Origin of the sequence: Rhizobium sp. L51/94 (assembly GCF_019355555.1) — a bacterium.
Classification (GTDB): Bacteria; Pseudomonadota; Alphaproteobacteria; order Rhizobiales; family Rhizobiaceae; genus Rhizobium; species Rhizobium rhododendri.
Window position 1 is genome coordinate 155,265 of sequence record NZ_CP072145.1, and the last position, 20,312, is coordinate 175,576.

At 57.0% G+C, this 20,312-nt stretch carries 16 protein-coding genes and 4 pseudogenes; 7 read left to right on the forward strand and 13 right to left on the reverse strand.

Annotation, left to right across the window (positions count from 1 at the left end):
- Positions 1–238 precede the first annotated feature (238 nt).
- The 7 genes and pseudogenes from J5274_RS28085 to J5274_RS28115 all read right to left on the reverse strand — a co-directional run.
- A pseudogene (locus tag J5274_RS28085) lies at positions 239–1,233 on the reverse strand (tyrosine-type recombinase/integrase); the annotation flags it as partial.
- Positions 1,226–2,116 (reverse strand): tyrosine-type recombinase/integrase, encoded by an 891-nt coding sequence (locus tag J5274_RS28090; protein ID WP_257625769.1) that lies wholly within the window; start codon positions 2,114–2,116, stop codon positions 1,226–1,228. The gene J5274_RS28090 and the pseudogene J5274_RS28085, both read right to left, overlap by 8 nt.
- The gene (locus J5274_RS28095; protein ID WP_219276121.1) at positions 2,010–3,197 is read right to left on the reverse strand and encodes an IS701 family transposase; all 1,188 of its coding nucleotides are present in this window, start codon (positions 3,195–3,197) and stop codon (positions 2,010–2,012) included. The genes J5274_RS28090 and J5274_RS28095 overlap by 107 nt, the downstream gene beginning before the upstream one ends.
- Before the next feature lie 80 nt (positions 3,198–3,277).
- Complete coding sequence (locus tag J5274_RS28100; protein ID WP_219276122.1) at positions 3,278–4,468, reverse strand: tyrosine-type recombinase/integrase; 1,191 nt, start codon at positions 4,466–4,468, stop codon at positions 3,278–3,280.
- A gap of 46 nt (positions 4,469–4,514) precedes the next feature.
- Positions 4,515–4,853, reverse strand: a complete 339-nt coding sequence (locus J5274_RS28105; RefSeq protein ID WP_219276124.1) for a hypothetical protein — start codon at positions 4,851–4,853, stop codon at positions 4,515–4,517.
- Positions 4,854–4,986: 133 nt separating this feature from the next.
- Positions 4,987–5,073, reverse strand: a pseudogene (locus J5274_RS28110) (transposase); the annotation flags it as partial.
- A 188-nt stretch (positions 5,074–5,261) separates the two neighbouring features.
- The gene (locus J5274_RS28115) at positions 5,262–6,140 is read right to left on the reverse strand and encodes a hypothetical protein (protein ID WP_219276125.1); all 879 of its coding nucleotides are present in this window, start codon (positions 6,138–6,140) and stop codon (positions 5,262–5,264) included.
- Positions 6,141–6,370: 230 nt separating this feature from the next.
- Between J5274_RS28115 and J5274_RS28120 the strand changes: the two genes are divergently transcribed.
- The 4 genes from J5274_RS28120 (at position 6,371) to J5274_RS28135 (ending at position 9,382) form a co-directional block, all read left to right on the forward strand.
- Positions 6,371–6,718, forward strand: coding sequence for a transposase (locus J5274_RS28120; protein WP_111217014.1), 348 nt, complete (start codon positions 6,371–6,373; stop codon positions 6,716–6,718).
- Positions 6,719–6,780: 62 nt separating this feature from the next.
- Positions 6,781–7,062: an IS66 family insertion sequence element accessory protein TnpB gene (gene tnpB / locus J5274_RS28125; RefSeq protein ID WP_257625801.1), complete on the forward strand. Its 282-nt coding sequence runs from the start codon at positions 6,781–6,783 to the stop codon at positions 7,060–7,062.
- Positions 7,063–7,139: 77 nt separating this feature from the next.
- Complete coding sequence (locus J5274_RS28130) at positions 7,140–8,798, forward strand: IS66 family transposase (protein ID WP_219276127.1); 1,659 nt, start codon at positions 7,140–7,142, stop codon at positions 8,796–8,798.
- A complete protein-coding gene (locus J5274_RS28135) occupies positions 8,798–9,382 on the forward strand; it encodes a plasmid pRiA4b ORF-3 family protein (RefSeq protein WP_219276128.1) in 585 nt (194 codons plus the stop codon). The genes J5274_RS28130 and J5274_RS28135 overlap by 1 nt, the downstream gene beginning before the upstream one ends.
- 318 nt (positions 9,383–9,700) lie before the next feature.
- Here the strand turns inward: J5274_RS28135 and J5274_RS28140 are convergent, their stop codons facing one another.
- The gene (locus J5274_RS28140) at positions 9,701–11,344 is read right to left on the reverse strand and encodes a hypothetical protein (RefSeq protein ID WP_219276130.1); all 1,644 of its coding nucleotides are present in this window, start codon (positions 11,342–11,344) and stop codon (positions 9,701–9,703) included.
- A 218-nt stretch (positions 11,345–11,562) separates the two neighbouring features.
- Positions 11,563–12,123, reverse strand: a pseudogene (locus J5274_RS28145) (transposase); the annotation flags it as partial.
- A gap of 720 nt (positions 12,124–12,843) precedes the next feature.
- Here J5274_RS28145 and ltrA point away from each other — a divergent pair.
- Both ltrA and J5274_RS28155 read left to right on the forward strand, forming a co-directional pair.
- Positions 12,844–14,073, forward strand: coding sequence for a group II intron reverse transcriptase/maturase (gene ltrA, locus J5274_RS28150; protein WP_224130376.1), 1,230 nt, complete (start codon positions 12,844–12,846; stop codon positions 14,071–14,073).
- A 234-nt stretch (positions 14,074–14,307) separates the two neighbouring features.
- Positions 14,308–15,333, forward strand: a complete 1,026-nt coding sequence (locus tag J5274_RS28155) for an IS110 family transposase (RefSeq protein WP_219276132.1) — start codon at positions 14,308–14,310, stop codon at positions 15,331–15,333.
- Positions 15,334–15,605: 272 nt separating this feature from the next.
- Here J5274_RS28155 and J5274_RS28160 read toward each other — a convergent pair.
- The 4 genes and pseudogenes from J5274_RS28160 to J5274_RS28175 form a co-directional block, all read right to left on the reverse strand.
- A pseudogene (locus J5274_RS28160) lies at positions 15,606–16,652 on the reverse strand (IS66 family transposase); the annotation flags it as partial.
- A gap of 61 nt (positions 16,653–16,713) precedes the next feature.
- Positions 16,714–17,067 carry an IS66 family insertion sequence element accessory protein TnpB gene (gene tnpB, locus J5274_RS28165; RefSeq protein ID WP_209207799.1) on the reverse strand — a complete coding sequence of 118 codons (354 nt, stop codon included), beginning with the start codon at positions 17,065–17,067 and terminating at the stop codon, positions 16,714–16,716.
- Entirely contained in the window at positions 17,064–17,516 is a 453-nt protein-coding gene (locus J5274_RS28170) for a transposase (protein WP_219276134.1), read from the reverse strand. The genes tnpB (J5274_RS28165) and J5274_RS28170 overlap by 4 nt, the downstream gene beginning before the upstream one ends.
- A 179-nt stretch (positions 17,517–17,695) precedes the next feature.
- Positions 17,696–18,718, reverse strand: coding sequence for a LacI family DNA-binding transcriptional regulator (locus J5274_RS28175; RefSeq protein WP_142832487.1), 1,023 nt, complete (start codon positions 18,716–18,718; stop codon positions 17,696–17,698).
- Between the two features lie 294 nt (positions 18,719–19,012).
- Between J5274_RS28175 and J5274_RS28180 the strand changes: the two genes are divergently transcribed.
- Positions 19,013–20,308, forward strand: coding sequence for an ABC transporter substrate-binding protein (locus J5274_RS28180; RefSeq protein ID WP_374113798.1), 1,296 nt, complete (start codon positions 19,013–19,015; stop codon positions 20,306–20,308).
- The last annotated feature ends 4 nt before the right edge of the window (positions 20,309–20,312 follow it).

The window sequence follows — 20,312 nt, forward strand, 5'->3', positions numbered from 1 at the left end:
AGTCTGACTTTCATGTCGAACCACGCGCATAATGCGGTGCAAATATCCGGATCGGCTGTGCAATCGGCCGGAAAAATCGGACGCCAACATAAGATATCCTATAAATAACTAATGAAAACATCGTGTTACGCAAAATGTATAATAGTAATTATGCGAAGCTCGGGATTATGCGTAGATCACCGCGGCGGGGCAGGTTGAAGACTGTCTTCGCCACGATGAACTTGACATAATCAGAGTGCTTAAGGAACCTCATCAAGTCGTCAGATGCCCGGAAGCGCCCGGGTGCTGCCCCTGCGGGCTACAGCTTCATCAGCGCATGCTCCTTCATGGTCAGGTCTGCCTCGACGTACATGTGCGTTGTTGCAGTGTCTTCGTGACCGAGCCAAAGAGCGATGACGGTGATATCCACGCCAGATTGAAGCAGATGCATCGCTGTCGTGTGGCGAATAACATGCGGGGTTACTGCTCGACCGGCGAGTGCCGGATGCTCGCGCGTGGCCACTTCAACAGCAAGCTGCAGCCTTTGGGTCACGTTAGAACGGGTCATGTGGCCACCGCTGCGGTTCGGAAAGAGCATCGCATCGGCCGGCGGCTCACCGAGCCGCCGGCGCCAGCTACGAAGCAGCGACGCCGTTGGTCGCCACAAAGGCACCGATCGATCCTTGCGGCCTTTGCCATGCAAATGTGCAGCTGGTTGTCCTTCGAGCACGACATCGCCCCAGCGCACGCCGATCATCTCGGAAACGCGCCGGTATTGTACAGGGTGCTGAACATGGCACGGTCTCTTTGGCCAGCCCAAGTGCTAGGGTCTGGGGCCTCGATGATGGTGCGGATCTCGTCTCTCGACAGAAAGCCGACCATGGGCCGGTCAAATCGCTTCTGCGGGATTGCGAGCGCTCGTTCGATGGTGGCCAGTGCATCGATGTCGTGATGTCCAGCGTATTTTAGGAAAGTCCGTATTGCCGCGAGGCGCGCATTGCGACTTCGCAAGCTGTTGCCACGTTCCTTCTCGAGGTAATCGAGAAATGCCAGGAGCAACGGCGCGTCGAGGTCCAACAGTGCAATCGCGCTTGGTGTTCGGTGCAGTCGCTGTGCGGCAAATCCCAGGAGCAGCCTCAGCGTGTCGCGATAGGCGGCAACCGTCTGACGACTGACGGCGCGGTGTTGGCCAAGATGTTCAAGAAAGAAGCGCTGAACAAGGTTAGAGAGGGACGGCGCGTTGCGATCAGACATAGTCGTTCTCCCGGAGTGCGAAGCCTTCGAAGCGTGATCCGGCGGTGGACATCAGATCGGGGATGCCGGTCATGTACCAATAGGTGTCCGATACCTTGGCGTGGCCGACATAGGTCGAGAGCGCCGCGATGGCGTTGTCGATGTCGCATCCGTCTGCTTGCCAGCGCTCCAGCCGTCGACAAATGAAGGTGTGCCTCAAATCATGAATGCGAACGTGGGGATAGGAACCGCGCGGCATGATTCCGGCTGCGAGGCGCAGCCGTTGAAAGACGCCGTGGACGGTTCGCTTGTTGAGGCGTTGCCCGCCTGCGATGGTGAAGAAGGCTTGCTCCTCTTCCTTCCTGGCGAAACGCTCTCGGACCAGCAGATATGAATCAAGCGCGCTGGCGACCGACTGATGAAGCGGCACATGCCGAGACTTTCGGAACTTGGTCATACGCACCGTTGCACAGCAGGCTTCGATATCGACATCGCGCCAGCGCAGGTTGATCGCCTCCGAAATGCGCAGCCCGGTCGCGGCGATCAATCCGATCAACGCCTCGAACACGACCGATGGCAGCCCGCCCTGCGGTTGGAGGGCGCGTGCCGCGGCCATTAGTACTACAGTTGCGTTTGATGGCGTGTTTTGTAATGTGATGTCATTGCGGAAGCCTGATGGGTTCGTCGCCATAGTGACCACGCAAGGATGTGGCGAACCCTGATGGGCGGCGGCAGCAGTAGTCGTGTAATCAGATAGCGGATTTCTGCGACGGTCGGCAATAACGCGAGTGTGCGGGTCAGGCGGCGATTGGAGGATTTGGACTCCTTTCGTTCGGTTTGCCAGTAGCCGCGCGGCGTAGATCAGCGCCGAGCTTGGCGAGGAAAGCTGCGGCAGCCATGACAAGTGTCATGTGTCGGTTCCAGCCATGCCACGAGCGTGCTTCGCAATGATCCAGGCCGAGGTCATCCTTAGCGCGCTGAAAGCACTCCTCCACTGTCCATCGCAGCCCGGCGGCACCCGCCAACTCGCTCAGTTCTGTACCAGCACGCGCAAAGACAAAATAATAGGCGTGTGCGTCGGGTTCGCGCCGGTTGCGACGGATGAGAAGCCAACGTTCCCATTGCCCATCAGGACGAGAGCTCAAAGGAATACGTGCCCAATCGTAGAGCCGAAGGCCCTTGGCACCTTCTCCGGCTGCATGACTGGACCAGGCTCCCGCGTCTAGTTCCGCAGCCATTGTTTCCGGATCAGTTTGCTCGAAGTGTTGCTCACGGACAAAGCGCAGGCGATGATTGGAACGAACTGCCAGACAATACGGCTGGCCGCGGCCTTCCAGCATACGGCGTAACTTGGAATCCGATCCATAGAGTGCATCAGCCAACACCCATGCGCAAGGCACGCCAGCATCGAGCGCATCGGCAATGAGCTTGGCTGCAATGGTCGGCTTGGTCGCGAAGGCTTGCTGCTGTGGGATATGAGCCGCAGCACGACGCGCTTCGCTTTCGCTCCAGTCTTTGGGCAAATAAAGCTGCCGATCAATCAGGGTTTGACCAAAACGGCTTGCATAGGCAAGAAAGACGCCGACCTGGCAGTTCTCAATACGTCCAGCCGTGCCCGAATATTGTCGTGCGACGCCGACAGAGTGTGTGCCTTTTTTCAGGAATCCTGTTTCATCGACCACAAGGACGCCGTCCTCATCGCCAAGTGCCTCTGTTGCATACGTGCGAACGACGTCGCGCAACTTGTCGGCATCCCATTGGCTGCGCCCCAACAGCGATTGCATCCGATAGGGGCTCTCCAGCCCTGCCTGTTCGGCCATTAACCAGCCGGTCTTGCGCTCAACTCCAGACAACAAACCATCTAGGAAGGCACTCGCCGATGCCCGAAGTTCACGTCGACCAAAGACCGCGCCTAGCCGCTGCTTCAGTGTATCGAGTTCCTGCTGCCATGCCACCACTGAACCGGACCAACCCGCGACAGACATCGAAATCCCTCCCATCAAACATCGGAAGTGAATCACAATTTGAATGTAAACGCAACTGTAGTACTAAGCCGAGGATCTCGTCATCGGTATAGATATGGGGCGTCAACCTCCGCCGCGACTTGCCGAATATCGGCGCTGTTGGAAACTCTGTCACGGGATCCAGGCGCGTCATGTATGCTGCAAACGGCTTCACAACTGCCAGCCGTCCAGCCCAGGTGAAGGGGTGACTGATCCGCGACCGGTCCTTTGCCCAGCGGATGACAAGGTCGTTGGTCAGTGTGCCGCAGTTCTGCTCGTCGGCGAAACCGGCAAAGGACCTCAGCAGCCGAGCGTCGGGGCCGCTGACGTTGAAGCCGAGCAGAGAGCGTTCCGCCAGGTAGGCTGCGACATGTTCCGTCATTGTTGTCTTCATCGCCATCACGCCCTCCCTGGCCAGGGAAGAGCGACAGCCGACAGCCGCTCGAAATCGATCTTGGTGTAGATCTTTGATGTGTGAGGCTGCGATGGCGCAGGATATCGGCAATGTGCTTCATCGGTGTGCCCTCGCGTAGCAGTCGGCTTGCCACGCTGTGGCGCAGAACATGCGGGTCGCACCGATCCCAACCGCACCGGCGAAACGCGGCGATGACTGCACGCTTGGCTACTCCTGTCTGGACCGGACGATCATAGGGCGCGACATGGCGAACGAAGATCGCCCGGCTCACCGTCTCGGGCCGCTCGTGCCTGAGGTATTCGGCGATTGCCTCGCCGGTTGCCCTGGGCAACGGCAGGCAGTCCATGAAATGCGTCTTGGAGCGAGCGATCCTGACTGTTCCGTTCCGCCAATCAATGTCCTCGATGCGCAGCTTGACCACTTCCGCACAGCGAAGGCCAAGATCGGTGACGCATCTGACCATGGCATAGGCCCGTCGACCAGATGGTAGATTCGCATCGAACGATGCCAGAAGCGCGTCAATCTGGGCTGGTGACAATGTCTCGGGTAGTGACGCCAGACGCCAGTGCGCCGCGCGCGGGATGGCCGGCAGAAGTTTGCTGACCTTGTCGCCGCACATCTGTCGGTACTTCAGATAGCCGCCTATCGAACTACCCGCGACGCGCACTGCCCCGGCGCCCCAATCGCGACCTTCACCCAGGACGAACCGCCTCATTGCTCCGGTATCGATCTTCGTGATGTCGACAGAGCCCGCGCCGAAAGTTTGAGCGAGGAATCTGCCGACAATTAAACCACGTTGCCGCCGTGTGGTCTCCGCTAAGCCTGCGACGTCACGCATATAGGCATCGAACGTGGCCAGCTCCTTGCTTAGCCCATCCTGCTCGTCATCCGGCCAAATGGCCCTCGGCCTCAAGCAGTCTCAGCAGGTGACGAATGGCGGTTCGCAGTTCATACCGCGTCCGGCGAACTGGCTCAGGACAACTGCAGATCGGCAGGTGATCGTTAAGAAAGCGATCCAGCACCGCCGCGCTCAGCGATGAAAGACCAATGCCCTGCTCGCCGAGCCAGCGTGCGAAATGGGCGACGCTCGCGAGATAGACGCGGATCACATTGTGCGCGTACCGGTCTTCCCGAAGACGAGCGACATAGCGGTCCTGATAGGATGATAGAGTGCTGGACGATAGCCATGCTTGAGGTCCAGGCTGCAAAATGATGGGCTTCATGGAAATCTCCCCTTCCAGTGATTGGAGCAGGGAGAATGAAATTATGCGCAGTTGGAATCGTCACGCTGCTTTCGCAATCGCTGTAAAACAATGGTTTTTTACCGAGGATCCAGAAAGCCTACACATAGAGCTTCGCATAATTGCGATTGACGGCTATCGGCCGGATGGTCCGCTCGACGCTGTTATTGTTGATCTCGATGCGCCCATCAGTCAGGAAAAGCCACCTAGAGCGATGTAAGGGACGCCCTCCATGCTTCGTCCTGACGGGCGGCGAGACCTCCGACTACCGGCGCACGCGAGAAATAGTTGTCAGGGTCCACCCACACTGGCTGCTAGTGGTGCAGCGCGCGAAGCTTCGTGGTGATGACACGCATGGTGCGGTCCAATAGGTCCATTGGCGCTTCGATTCTATCCAGCTCTGGAGCTATTGTTTCTCGAGCGATCGGTTGAATAGAGTTCCTGGCGCAAACGTTGATAGCTTTCTGCTAGTCTCTCGCTTACTTTTTCCACCTCGCCCAACTTACCGTCGGATACGATATTTGATGATGTTATGCGTAATACGGCTGCTTCGAGTTCACCTAACTCGGTGTCATTTCGAGTTGCCGGATTGTTCGATGAACGTGTCTCTTGTGATTGAGAATTTTTGAAATCGTGTTCTATGTTCCAATACAAGTCTTCGTGGTTGCCATCACCACTTCGAAGCTCATCAATACGACTACGATGTACATCTGAGAGGAAATTCTGCGCACACACGAGAAATTCGGCGGCACTTCCCTGATCGTCAGAATGGTCAGCTCTGTCAAACAGATGGAGCGCGTGATCAATTAAACGATTTTTATCATTCGCATCGAATAAGTCGAGCTTCTCTTTGAGTAATTGCAGAGCCTCAGCTTGCTTTTGCTGTTCGGGGAGATGGAGGACTTGGTCAACGAGTGTCGTTCTACGCTGTGACGTCTGGAAATCGATGATCGGAATGACACTCTTGAGCCGTGGCTGCGTCACAGCCTGGTCATCGCGCGGCACCACGTTTTCAAACAGCCTGCTTGCAGACGTCCCGAGACGATTAAGCTTATGTTTAAAGTCGCCGGTAGGCCCATCTTTCAGCATTTGCCTCGCTTCACGGCCAGCCTTTTCGAACCTTCCGAGCTCGGCGGCTGTTTTTACTGGATCGGGAGTAACCAGCCTGGAGAATATATCTGCGACTGAATCTGTGTTCATATTCTTATGGAGTCCGGAACTTTCGCTATTATCGATCTTACCGGGATTTTCCGCATTCAATCGCTTCATCGTCATATTTCCTTTCCGAGCTGCGTCACCGGAAGCACACGTGAACTTTGATTTTAGAGACAGGCATGGTTATCGACCGAAGTACGAATTTCAACCAATTTTGCCTTACAATTGTAAGAGGGATTGAGTGCCGAAGATCGTATCGCTCCGGCGTGGACCGCCTTGCGAGTTTTGGGCGATATCGTGATTTTGCGCTCTTGAGAGTGGAATTAAGAGCGCAATGAGGACCTATGGCACAGGCCATTTTGCTGACGGGTCAAGAACGGCGTCGTCGTTGGTCACCGGCTGATCGGCTGGAAATTCTGGAGGCAGCATTCGCGCCGGGTGCAAATGTGTCGGAGGTAGCGCGTCGTTTTGATGTTTCGACGGGGCTGCTCTACACGTGGCGCCGCCAGGCGCTGTCGGCTGCGGTGACGGATGGTCCTGCCTTCGTGCCCGCGACGGTCGTGGGTGCCGCGGGCGGTGGCGATGTCGTTGCGGCGACGATCGCTGTGGACTTTGCGAACGGTACCAAGGTGAGGATTTCGTCCGGGGCACCTTGTGATCTTGCCGCAGCAGTAATGCGAGCGCTCAAATGATCCCGATCAGTTCGAGCGTGCGTGTTTGGATTGCGAGCGGCCATTGCGATATGCGCAAAGGGATGCAGGGTCTTGCTCTGATCGTGCAGGAAGGTCTGGGCCGTGATCCGTTCAAGGGGGACGTTTTTGTCTTCCGGGGGAAAAGTGGCCGGCTGATCAAGGCTCTTTGGCATGACGGAATTGGCCTTTCGCTATACGCAAAGCGGCTTGAGCGCGGCCGTTTCATTTGGCCGGCGACGGAGGGTGGAGCGATTGCGCTGACGGCTGGCCAGATGTCCTATCTGCTTGAGGGAATTGACTGGCGAAACCCGCAGCAGACATGGCGCCCGACGAGCGCGGGATAGCGTTTTTTTGGCGGGATTGCGTGCGGCAGCACCAAGAAAAGCTATACAAATCAGTGGTTTTGTGATTCACTTCGAGCATGGAAACCGGCTCGGGAAATCACCGTGATCATGCTGCAGCCCTGGAAGCAGAGCTAGCGATTGCGCGGTCGGAACGGGCTACTGCTTTGGCCGAATTGGCTGTTGCCAAGGCCAAGGAGGCCGACGATCAGGCCATCATTCTTCGCCAGAAAGTCTATATCGAAAAGCTGCAACGGGAACTGCGCGGTCAGAAGTCGGAACGGACAGCGCGGCTGATCGCGCAGATGGAGCTGATGCTTGAGGACGCCGAAGCGGCGGCGACTGAAGATGAGCTTGCCGCCGAAATGGCCGTTGCCGCAGCTGCTGCGATTGCGGTCACCGGCTTTACGCGCAAGCGGCCCGTCAAGAAGCCTTTCCCGGAATATCTTCCGCGTGAGCGTGTCGTGGTGCCTGGTCCGGTTGCCTGCAGCTGCTGTGGCGGTGAACGGCTTCGCAAGCTCGGCGAAGACATCACCGAAACGATGGAGAGCGTACCGCGTAGCTGGAAGGTCATTCAGACGGTGCGGGAAAAGTTCACCTGCCGTGACTGCGAGAAGATCAGCCAGGCACCTGCACCCTTCCATGTCATACCGAGAGGATGGGCGGGTCCGAGCCTTTTGGCGATGATGCTCTGCGACAAGTTCGGCCAGCACATTCCCCTCAATCGCCAGGTCGAACGTTTTGCCCTGGAAGGTGTGCCAGTCAGTCTGTCGACAGCAGCAGACGCGATTGGCGCGTGCTGCCAGGTCCTTGACCCGCTTGTGAGGCGGATTGAAAGCCATACGTTCGCGTCTGAACGGATCCACGGTGATGACACGACCGTGCCGGTTCTCGCTCTCGGCAAGACCGTCACCGGTCGGATATGGAGCTACGTCAAGGACGATGCTCCGTTTGGCGGAACGGCGCCTCCGTCGGCGATGTTCTATTATTCCCGGGACCGGGCCGGCGAACATCCACAGGCGCATCTGGCCAATTATAGCGGCCTCCTTCAGGCGGATGCCTATACGGGCTATGGCCAGCTCTATCTTCCTGATCGAAGTCCGGGCCCGATTCATGAGGCGGCGTGTTGGGCGCATGCCAGGCGACCATTCTTTGCGCAAGCCGATTTGGAGGCAAACGCGCGCCGAAAAGCGCAGGGTAAAAATGCCGCCGTCATCTCGCCGGTCGCCTTGAACATGGTGCAGCGGATCGACGCACTGTTCGAAATCGAGCGCCATATCAATGGCCGTACGGCCGATGAGAGAAAAGCAATCCGCCAGCAGTTGTCAAAACCGCTGATCGACGACGTGGAGATATGGATACGCGAACATCGCGCTAGGTTACCGCGCGACAATGACTTGGCAAAGGCGTTTGACTACATGCTGAACCGCTGGGAATCGTTCACCCGTTTCCTCGACGACGGGCGCATTTGCCTGTCGAACAATTGTGCGGAGCGATCTCTGCGCGGTGTGGCACTCGGACGGAAAGCCTGGCTATTTGCCGGTTCCGATCGAGGGGGCCAGCGGGCGGCGGCCATGTACAGCCTGATCGTCACCGCGAAAATGAATCGCATTGACCCACAGGCCTGGCTTGCCGATGTCCTTGCCCGCATCGCCGACCATCCAGTCAGCCGTCTTGATGAGCTTCTCCCCTGGAATTGGCGGGAAACCACAACATCGCCACTGAGGCAGGCGGCCTGATGGCAGGTCCTCTCGTTCGCTTAAAGATCATGCTCGATGACGTTGATCCCTTGGTGATGCGGCGCGTTGTCGTCCCATTCCGCATTCGGCTTGACCGGCTTCATGAGGTTCTTCAGGAGGCTTTCGGCTGGACGAACAGCCATCTGTATGAGTTCAGGATCCGTGACATCGGGTTCGGCGTGCCTGATGGCGGCTTTGATGGTCCCATCGATGCACGCAAAGAAACGCTTCTTGCTGCCATAGAAGATATCGGCGCGAAATCATTCAAGTATCTCTATGACTTCGGCGACGGCTGGACGCACACCGTGAAAATCGAAAAGGTTTTACCGGCGACCGCCGGCTTCGACGATCCCTTCCTGCTTGACGTTGTCGGACGATGTCCACCGGAGGATGTCGGCGGTCCGTGGGGTTATGAAGAGTTCCGCGAGGCCATTACGGACACCAACCATGAGCGTCACCACGAACTTGTGGAATGGTGGAGCGATGCGCACTACGATCCTGGCGATGTCGACGCCGCCAATCTCCGCAAAAACGTAGAGGCTTTAGCTGCAAAGTGGAAGCGCCGATCGCGAAAGAAAAGCTGAACCTGCGGTCCTCGGCGAATGCTTACCGAAGATCGAGAAGGGAAAGCTTGGTCAACGGTTGAGGTCGACTATTGTCGACACACGCTTGACGATCAGCCGATCAGCGACGGGTCTCAATCTACATTTTAGCTACAGTTGCCCGGGTGACAGGACGGTGCCGCAATGACTATCCCCATCGAGACGGCCGCTCTTCGGAGCACGTTTGAGCACGCGGTAATCAATCTCACTTTCAGTGGAGATGAAATTTGCATAATTGATGATAAATAGCGTGTTAGAGAGCGGAATCTCATCTAAAGAATATTTGAAAAAATCTCGATGTTAACGTTCGATAGAATCGTCACGCTTTCGTTTTGAAAGCGCATCGCGTGGCGTCTCCCTTATGTTTGACAAGTCCGATCCGGTGGCGCGGTTCCGCTGCCCAGTTTCATGCCTAAAGAAAGGACTAGGATCGGAGATCGATGACCTACGCGCATCCGAACGTCTTTTATCGTTAGCCAGCGATTTCGTCCCCGTTGGTTTGAATGTGAGTTTGGTCTGGCCAGCCGCACATCCCGCCCTCTCGATTCCTCGACGAACAGCCGATATTTGAGGCTTTTTCAATCCGGTAGATTTATCTGCTTTACTCGCTCCCGCCACCACCAAGTGCCGCTGGGGCACTGTGAGAAGCCGGCACGTCCATGCTTCATGAAAATCGTGCAGATCGCGCACAAGATCGTTGAATTGGTCAGGACTGTTTGTCTTAAGCGTGTGTAGCTGGCCGCTGCCGACAAACGCCGCGAGTTCCGGGCGATCATTTATATCCACCATCCCCGGAGCCAACCAGAAGTCTCTGTTGTCGGAGACGGTTTTAAGAAAACAAATACGGCTGTAGAAGTTACCGCGGCTAGGAGGAATAACTGCATCAAGGGATTTTGCGACGTGACCTGCCATTTCTGCTGCAATGGGATTTGTCCTTGCTCGATGCGGGTTGTCATAGAGGACGGCCGCAAGCATGTGGTATGCTAGATACGGGTGAGGTTGATAGGATATTGGGCGGTGGGCTGCTTCTGTGGCCCCATTTGCAGCATAGGAAGAATCCGAGCTGAAACGGTATTGCGCTATTAAACGAGCAATATCTTTAACTTCGTCGGGCGCAAGTTTGCGCACATTCTTATTATCAGCTAGCTGCAGCAGCTTTTGCCGTTCTGGATGAATTATTTTCTCTACGGCGTCCGTCACTTCCTTCATGCGATAATGAAATTGATTTGGAATGAAATCCCGGGTTTCAGCACCGCGCGTCTCGGCAATGGTCCTTTGCCTCTTGAGCCAATTCTGAATAGAACTGGAATGCGTTACGATCTCATCAATGACCCGCTGACGCACCTCATTGTAGCTGGCACCATCTGGGATTATCGTGTCGAGGAGCTTGTTAATTTCACGCAGGTCGGCGTTATACCGATCTCTGTGTTTGATATTACCACTAGTGTAAACGGAGGTGTGCTTTTCCGGTAATCTGAGATCAGCGCGATGCCCAACAACAGCAGTCTCAGGGAATTCGACGGGGCTGACCCAGTGTGGAATCTGTCCGTGTCGCTGCAGGTACTCCGACAGATGACCGATCGTAGCTGCCTGGACTGGATTGGCAAAGCGCGGTTTCATTGAGTCGATGGTGCGGATGACTTCATCTACTTTCGCCGCATTGTTTATCGTCGCCAAATCGGAAGTACCGATTATTCCGGCGTCGCTGATGAGCCGCAAGGTGCCCAAGCGCTGTCTGTTGAACTGCGGCAGGGCAGGAATGGAGCGGCTCAGGATCGCGTCCACTTGGCGGCCGAGCGAACCGGCGTCTGATTGTAAATTTTCTGTCCTTGAGCCAGAGGGCGGTGGACCATTTAATCTACCACCTGCATAGGCAGGAATTCTGCTGCGGATGGAGTCCGTCAGATATGTAATCGCTGATGCTTCCAGCTCGGACTTGCGCACGGTGCATATCCACTGCAAAGAGGTTCTATTCCGTCGATTTTGCGCCTTTCATCGCATTAGGCAATCCCAACGATTGAGCGTTCATCACAAAAATCAATTCATCTGTAATACAGTAAGCGGTATGCGGCGTCCACGCCCCATTGATTTTTCAGTTGCAGCGGCTTGATGGTATTGCCTTTGGGTCCGGATGTGAGCTCACCGACGAGTATCTGACGAGCTCATTGTGAGGACTTGATGCGGGCGGCATAGGCCCAAGGCATTAGGGCATCGATGTCTTTGGCGAGGTGGCCGTTTGCGAGGCGGGTGAAGAGGTCGCACAGATAGGCGTAAGGCTCAATTCCATTCATTTTACATGTGCCGATCAAGCTGGCAAACCGGGCCCAATTTCGGCCCCCTTCATCGTGGCCGGCGAAGAGCGCATTGCGGCGGTTCATGGCCGGGCGACGGATCGCGTTTTCCACCAGGTTGGAGTCAATATCGACATGGCCGTCGTCTAAGAACAATCTGAAGCCGTCTTGCCGCGTCAGCATGTATGCCAAGGCTTTTCCAAGATCTGACTTGCGTGAGACACGTGCAGCCTGAGCCGCGATCCATATGAAGAACTTGTCCACCAGCGGGAGCGACAACTCCTGTCGGACTGCCCGACGATGTTCGGGCTCATTGCCTCGAATACTGTCTTCGATCTTGTAGAGCGCGGCGATGCGAATGAGCGCCTCATCAACGATGGGTGATCCGCTCTTCGGCGTGGCCTTGATCAGCTTTCTGCGCCCGTGTGCCCAACTTGCGTCAGGCAAGCCCCGGAACGGGGGATGAACAAGAAAGGAGGTGAGAGTCGAGTAGAAACCGTTCGTAGCGATCCAGCGGGTTCAACGCCCGTCCGGCAAAGGCGCAGCCCGTCAGCCGGAAGCGAGTCTTGCATGGGTGCCGGCAACGACATTCGTGAAGCGTAGACAGCGGGTGATAAAGCGGCGGGGTAAGCCCCGATATCATGATCTTGATGACGCCTTCGGAGTGTTGGGACCGGGGGCAGCACCCGACCTGCCGATATTGGCGAGGCAATCGGGGTCGTCCGGGGTCTTGGGCCGTCGCAAAGTCACGGGATGGATTGCCGGGGAACCTGAGAGATCCCACTCACGCCCAAGGAAGCAATGCCGGAAACGGGGAGCCGGCTGACGTAAAAAGACCCCTGGCCCTACGACAGCCCTGCATGTCGGAGGGAGCGCGTTGACGGACACAAACAAGCAGGGCCGTATGGAACCCTGAAGGCGAAGCAATAAGCTGATGGGTAAGCGTGAGCGGGAAGTCGTAGCACCCTCATAGTACCAATGAGCGCGGGGAACCGTGTCCGGCGGGACCCGAAGGAGGAAAGGAGGGTGTCACGGAACCAGAACCACTGACAGGAAACAACGGAGGGGACCCTGAGCCCTACAAACGTGTACACAAAACGGCAGTGGATAGCCGAACAGGCGAGGAAGCACCCGGAGAGGGTGTTCACATCCTTGCACCATCTGATTGACCTCGATTGGATGTTCGAGGCGTGGGCTCTGACGCGCAAGGATGGCGCGGCGGGCATCGACGGGCGCACGGCTGACGACTATGAGAAAGATCTCAAGGCAAATCTTGAAAGCCTCCGGATCCGGATGATGTCGGGCAGCTACTACGCGCCACCGGTGCGACGCCACTACATCCCCAAAGCCGATGGGTCCCGGCGACCTCTGGGCATCCCAACGTTCGAGGATAAGGTGGCGCAACGGGCAATCGTTATGCTGCTGGAGCCGATCTACGAGGAGGACTTTTTGGACTGCTCGTTCGGGTTCCGGCCGGAACGGTCGGCACATGATGCCATCCGCTCATTGCGCGATGGCATCATGGACACCGGTCAGCGATGGGTGATCGACGCAGATATTTCGAAGTATTTCGACAGCATCGATCATGGGCATTTACGCAGGTTCCTCGACCTGAGGATCAGAGACGGCGTCATCAGACGCATGATTGACAAGTGGTTGAACGCAGGGGTGTTGGAGCAAGGCACCCTGAGCCGACCGGTAGCTGGAACGCCACAAGGCGGAGTGATCAGCCCGCTTCTTGCGAACATCTTCCTGCACTATGTGCTGGATAAGTGGTTCGCAGAAGTGGCGAAGCCCCGCCTAAAGCGGAGGTGCCAGATGGTGCGGTACGCTGACGACTTCGTCATGAGCTTCGAGGATCACTTGGACGGTCGGCGCATGCTGGCCGTACTGGGCAAGCGTTTCGAGCGGTATGGGCTTCGGCTACATCCTGACAAGACGCGCTATGTGGACTTCCGTTTCCGGCGCCCTCATGGGCAGCATCCGGCAACTAGTGCCACCAGTTTCAATTTTCTCGGCTTCACCCATGTCTGGGGCCAGTCGCGGAGAGGCAAGCCGGTGGTGCGGCAGGTCACGGCCAAGGATCGGTTTGCGCGGGCCTTACGGGCAGCCAGGGAATGGTGCATCAAGCATCTGCACCTGTCGCTCACGGTTCAGCATCGACACCTGACCCGAATGATGCAAGGCCACTACGCCTACTACGGGATCACGGGCAACGGACGACGTCTGACGTGGTATCACCATCAGGTCGAGCGTATCTGGAAAAGCGGGCTCTCGCGCCGCAGCCGATCTGGGAAGCCGAACTGGAATCGGATGGCCCAGGTCCTTGACAGATTTCCCCTGCCGCCAACCCGGATCGTCCATCAATGGAGCCGTACCTGAGCGAAACTGGACCGTGAGGAACCGGATGCGGGAAATCTGCACGTCCGGATCTGTGAGGGGCGGGGCTCGGTAACGACCCCGCCTACTCGGCAGAAAGCCAGTTTCAAGGGATCGCCGCCCACACGCTCCGACGTGGCAAGGTGAGAGTAACCACCGTAGGCGGTGGAGTGGACGCCCCCCGACGGCATCAAATGTGCCATAGTGCGGGTGCTTAGACCTACAAGGAGGACGTCCATGAATGAGATTAGCATCATCGGCCTGGATCTGGCAAAGAACGTGTTCCAGATCCACGGCTCAGGTTCCGACGGGAGCGTCGCTCTTCGTAAGAAGCTGAACCGTGGAAGATTGCTTGAGTTCTTTGCCCAGCTTCCCATCTGTGTTGTCGCAATGGAAGCCTGCGCCAGCGCCCATTATTGGGGACGAGAAATCGGCAAATTCGGTCATGAGATTAGACTGATCAACCCGTCTTACGTGAAGCCCTTCGTCAAACGCCAAAAGAATGATGCCGCCGACGCCGAAGCTATCGCAGAGGCGGCTTCGCGACCGACGATGCGGTTCGTGAGCGTCAAAAGTGCCGAGAAGCAGGCTTCATCCATGGCGTTCAAGGTTCGCGACCTGTTGGTCCGACAGCGGACGCAGACGATAAATGCGTTACGCGGACATCTTATGGAATATGGCCTGATCATTCCTCAGGGCATCAAGCACATTCCCCTCCTACATGAGCAGATCACAACGAATTCCGATCTGCCTGAGGTTGCGCGGGTACTTTGCAAAGGTTTGTTGGAACAAGTGGTGTTCCTCTCCGAACAGATCGCCGTCCTGGAAAAGGAGCTCCGCACACGCGCCCGGCAGGATGAACTTGCCTCGCGGCTGATGACTATTCCGGGAGTCGGCCCGATTTGCGCCACCGCGATCGAAGCATTGGCACCGGCCGCGGAGACCTTTTCAAGGGGGCGAGATTTTGCAGCATGGATCGGCCTTACGCCTAAACAAAACTCCTCCGGCGGCAAGGACCGTCTCGGCAAAGTTTCCAAGATGGGGCAGCGCGATCTTCGCCGTCTCCTCGTTCTCGGAGCAACGGCGGTTGTCCGCTGGGCAAGACGATACGGAGCGCCTGCCGGTTCATGGTTGGCAAGAATGCTTTTGAAGAAGCCGCCGAAGCTTGTTGCCGTGGCTCTGGCGAATAAATTGGCGCGGACCGCCTGGGCTCTGATGGCTCGCGGCGGCGTCTACCAAGCTCCGGCATCTGGTACTGTCTAGGGCAGAACAGAACCGCGAGACGTCGGGAATGTGGTGAGGTCAACGGAGGATTATGGGCAATCGGTCAGAAGCAGGATCGGAAGAATCATTAGGTCGATGAGTGCCCAGAGCACGCCTAAGCGAATTGGATCTGATCCACGTATTCCATAAGGGCCCGCGACGTGTTGAAGTCGCTTTACGAGGCCGAACACACGTCAGCACCCGACCACATGCCCGTACCGAAGAAAGATTTTGCTTGCATTTACCGGGGCGTCCACACACGTCCACACACGTCCACACACATCGACCTGGATCGTGCCGTTGAACCCGTCGAGGATTTCAGCGGCATATTCGCCTTTACGCCCAGGCCGATAATGGAACACCACGCCTGATGGCGCAGAGCCATTCCAGCCGCGGTCGTCACGCAGCACGGCCCAGAGATAACCCGTCTTCGTCTTGCCTCGCCCCGGATCAAGAACCGGGGCGGTCGTCTCATCGACATAGAGCCGCGTGCTGTCCCACAGGAGCTGTTTAGCCATATGGTCGACCACCGGCCGGATTTCGCTGCCCGTGCGCCCCATCCAATCGGCCAGGACCGTGCGGTCTATCGGCACCCCGTGTCGTGCCATGACCTCGGCCTGCCGGTTGAGCGGCATATGTTCGGAATGCTTGGAGACGGCAATCTCCGCCAGAAGGGCTTCGGTCGGCCAGCTCCCTTCCAGCAAATGTGCAGGCGCTTTGGCCTGGACAACGCCAGTTCGCCCCTTGGGACATGCGTATTTCGGGCGGATCGTGACGATCACCTCGTAGCGTGCCGGGACCCGGTCGAGCCGTTCCGTCCGATCCTCGCCGATCCGCACCATGTTGCCGCAACCGCAGGGGCAAACAATGCTCTCGGGCTCGATCACGCGCTCGACCCGAGGCAGGTGTTCAGGCAGTGCACGGGCCTTACGCTCCTTGCGAGAAACGGCCTTGTCCGGATCGCCAACCTCTCCAGGATTGATTGCGCTGGCTTCGATCTTCTTCTCGACGGCGGCGATCCGCGCCTGTGTTTCGGCAATCGCCGTTTCAAGGTCTTCCAGTGCCAGTTCCATCTGCCCCGGATCAAGCTTTTCCGATTTCGGCCCGAACTTCGCGCGCCGATATTCATGAACCTGACCCTCGAGTGTCTCGATCAGCTCCTTCAACTCGGCGATGAACACATCCTTTTCGGCCACAACTGCCTGCTCGTGCTGACGTGCTGCACGCTCGACCGACAGCTCGAACTGCATCTCCGCGAAGGCTTTGGCGACCTCTGGTGGAAGGTCCGGATACAAGCTGAGATCAAAGGATTGCGACATGCCGCTTTATAGCAAAATGGCATCAAAAATCCAAATAAAACAATGCGAGAGCCGCCAGAATTTACCCCGCTGCAGACGGCGCACTCACCCGTTGCGCCATCACCCGTCGCCAGTCCAGACCTTCGAACATGGCCTCATACTGACCCCTGGAAAGACGCATCGTTCCATCCTGAACCTTGGGCCAAGCAAAGCTGCCTTGTTCCAGAATTTTATATATTAACACCATTCCGCTGCCATCCCACACCAGGATCTTCAGACGATCTCCGCGCTTCGACCGGAAGATGACCGTAATCCCGGAATGTGGATCGAGCTTCAACTCGGTCTGCACCATCAGAGCCAGCGCCTGATGCCCACAGCGGAAGTCCACCGGACGCGTTGCGATCAGGATCGGCAGTCGTTGGCCCGCGACAATCATGGCGCTCCTCGCACAGCGCGAACCAGAGCGGCGACCCGTTCAACGGGCACATCGTTCGGAACCCGCATCACAACGTCTGAGCCAATCTCCAACGTCAAAACCTGCACCTTCGGCCCGTCGGAGGCCAGCTTCGGCAGCGGCAACCGATTGACAGGCTCAGGCGCATCCGCAGCGATTGCCAGAGGCACGCATGCCGGCTCGATACCATCGTGCTCCGACGGCGTCGTTGCCGCCGCAAACGGCAGCACCAGAATGCCGTCGCGCACCTGACGTCGCCAATCGGAAAGCTGGTTTGCTATAACGCCGTGACGGCGCGCGACATCAACAACGCGAACACCAGGCTCAAAGCTTTCCGCCACGATCCGCGCCTTCACATCATCCGGCCAACGCCGGTTTCCGCGGCGCGGCTCGACAACTTCGTAGCGACCAACAAATCCATCATCTGCCATGAAAATCTCCAGATACAACTGGAAACCTTCTCGCATATGCAGCAAGCCTCAAAATACACCCAATCCAATGGGGCGGAGACGGCGCTTACAGTAAGCGTTTCAAATCCGAAGACTTTCAAATCTGTGTAATTGACGTGCGCACCTCAATTAAAGGAAATCGCGAACCGAGTAGGCAGAATTTAAAGGTTTTCTTTTAAAAGAATTTCGATTCTGATCTTCTCTTGCGCCGCCAAGGGCTCCTTGGCATCGGCGCGTGCTCGCATGATGCGTACTGCGCTGCGAACTGCGTGGCCCGGATCCTGCGCGATGACCGCGTCAATGCGGTCGTCGCGCAGTGCCTCTTCAGTGAAGATCGTGCGTTCGTGGACCACTACCGTGAGGTTAGAAAGATCTGAATGTGCGGCGATCGCCGAAAGCGGCACCCGGGCCTCAGCACTCAATACGTAGACCGCGATAATGTCCTTGTTGTTCTCGAGGACGCGCTCGATGATCTGGTTTGCGCGACGTTCATCGGCGTGCGTTTCGATGGACGGAAGAGCTCTGATATCGGGGAAATGCTGATTTATGACGCTGTCGAAGCCGTGGCGCCGCTGGATGCTGTCCAGAGATTGCATCCTCTCAGCGACAACCATCACCTTGCCCTGCCTGTGAAAGGAAAGCCTGCCAATCAATTTTCCGGCCGTGGCTCCCGCTGCAAAGTTGTCCACACCGACAAAATCGGCCGTGGCGAGTTTCTCTTGCCCGGATAGGAACTGAATGACCTTGATGTTACGCTTAAGGAGACGAGCGACCGCATCGCGGACCTGGGGCGACTCCGGCGCCATCAGTGCTAAGCCGTCAATATCTTCTTCCTCGGCTCTGCTAAGATACTTCGCAACGCCATGTGCGTCGTCAGTCGCGATTTGGATGTAATCGAGGTAAGTGAGATCGCCCTGTAGCGCTGATTTCAATTCCTCTACGCGCCTTATAAGCTCTCGGAGGTACAGATCGCCCGAGTTTGGCAGGACAAAACGAAATCGATAGCTTTTATTGCGTGCGAGGCTCACGGCTGCGGGGTTAGGAACAAAGCCAATCCGATGGATGGCTTCGTTGACTTGCCTTACGGCTTTCTTGCTCACGTTAGGCCGACCGTTCAATACGCGGTCGACCGTCGCGAGGCTGACGCCCGCAGCCTCTGCGAGGTCTTTTGCTGTCGGCCGCATGCCAACTCCTAAAACGATTTGATCACTTCCATTTCCTCTGAATTGACGAGAAATGCAAGAATTGATGTGCGGACCTCAAAATCTTCTTGCGCTGAGGTGCGCACCTCAGTTATTAAGGTTTCGTGATGGCCCAAATGGCCAAACCTGAACGGAAAGTCGACTAACTCGGCTACAGCGCTTTTTAAACCGCTGCGCCCTTGTCGTAACGTTTCTATTCCTCTCGATGGAGGTCGAGAGGTCAACGGGAGGATACCAATGAAGTCCCTTTTCTCGTGCTCGGCACTTGCTGCCGGGATGTATACCGCTGTGGTTATGGCATCGGCTTCTGACGCGCAGGCCGCTGATCTTACTTTGTGTTGGGCGGCATGGGATCCCGCCAACGCTCTGGTGGAGCTCAGTAAGGATTTCGAGGAGAAGAGCGGAAACAAGATGCACTTCGAATTCGTGCCATGGCCCAACTTTGCCGACCGTATGCTCAACGAGTTGAATTCCGGCGGAAAACTCTGTGACCTCCTGATCGGCGACAGCCAGTGGATTGGCGGCGCGGCCGAGAATGGCCAATACGTCAAGCTCAATGATTTCTTCGAAAAGGAAGGAATCAAGATGGAGGACTTCATCCCCGCGACCGTCGTTGGTTACGCGGAATGGCCGAAGAACTCACCCAACTATTGGGCAATGCCGGCGTTCGGTGACGTGGTCGGCTGGACCTACCGCAAGGATTGGTTCGAGCGCCCCGACATCCAGGCCGACTTCAAGCAGAGATATGGACGCGATCTTGCGGTTCCGAAGAACTGGAACGATTTGGTCGACATCGCGACATTCTTCCAAGGCCGTGAGATCGACGGTAAGAAGGTCTATGGCGCAGCGATCTACACGGAACGTGGTTCCGAAGGTATTACGATGGGCGCCATGAACGCGCTTTACAGCTACGGTTTCGAATATCAGAATCCGAACAAGCCTTATGATCTCGACGGCTTCGTGAACTCACCGGACGCGGTTGCCGGCCTTGAAGAATACAAAAAGCTCTACGATTGCTGCACGCCGCCGGGCCACTCCGACGCGTACATGACCCAGGACGTCGACGCCTACCGGTCCGGTCAGGTGGCGCTGCAGATGAACTTCACCTTTACATGGCCGGGCATCAACGCTGACGCCAATGTCGGCGGCGACAAGTCGGGCTACTTCCCCAACCCGGCCGGCCCGAAGGGCGCGCAGTTTGCCCAGCTCGGCGGCCAGGGCATTTCTGTCGTCGCGGCCTCCGAAAAACAGAAGGAAGCTCTCGATTACATCAAGTGGTTCGGCCAGCCCCACATCCAGCAGACATGGTGGAAGCTCGGCGGCTATTCCGCCCTGCAGGCGGTGGTTGAGGATCCCAGCTTCGCCTCCAGCCAGCCTTATGCAAAGCCGTTCCTTGATTCGATGGCGATCGTGAAGGATTTCTGGGCCGAACCGTCTTACGCTTCTCTTCTCCAGGCATCGCAGAAGCGCTTCCACGACTATGTGGTTGCAAACCAAGGTACCGCGAAGGAAGCCCTGGATGGCCTGGCCAAGGATTGGAAGGCCGTCTTCGAGGACGAAGGCAAATACTGACGCT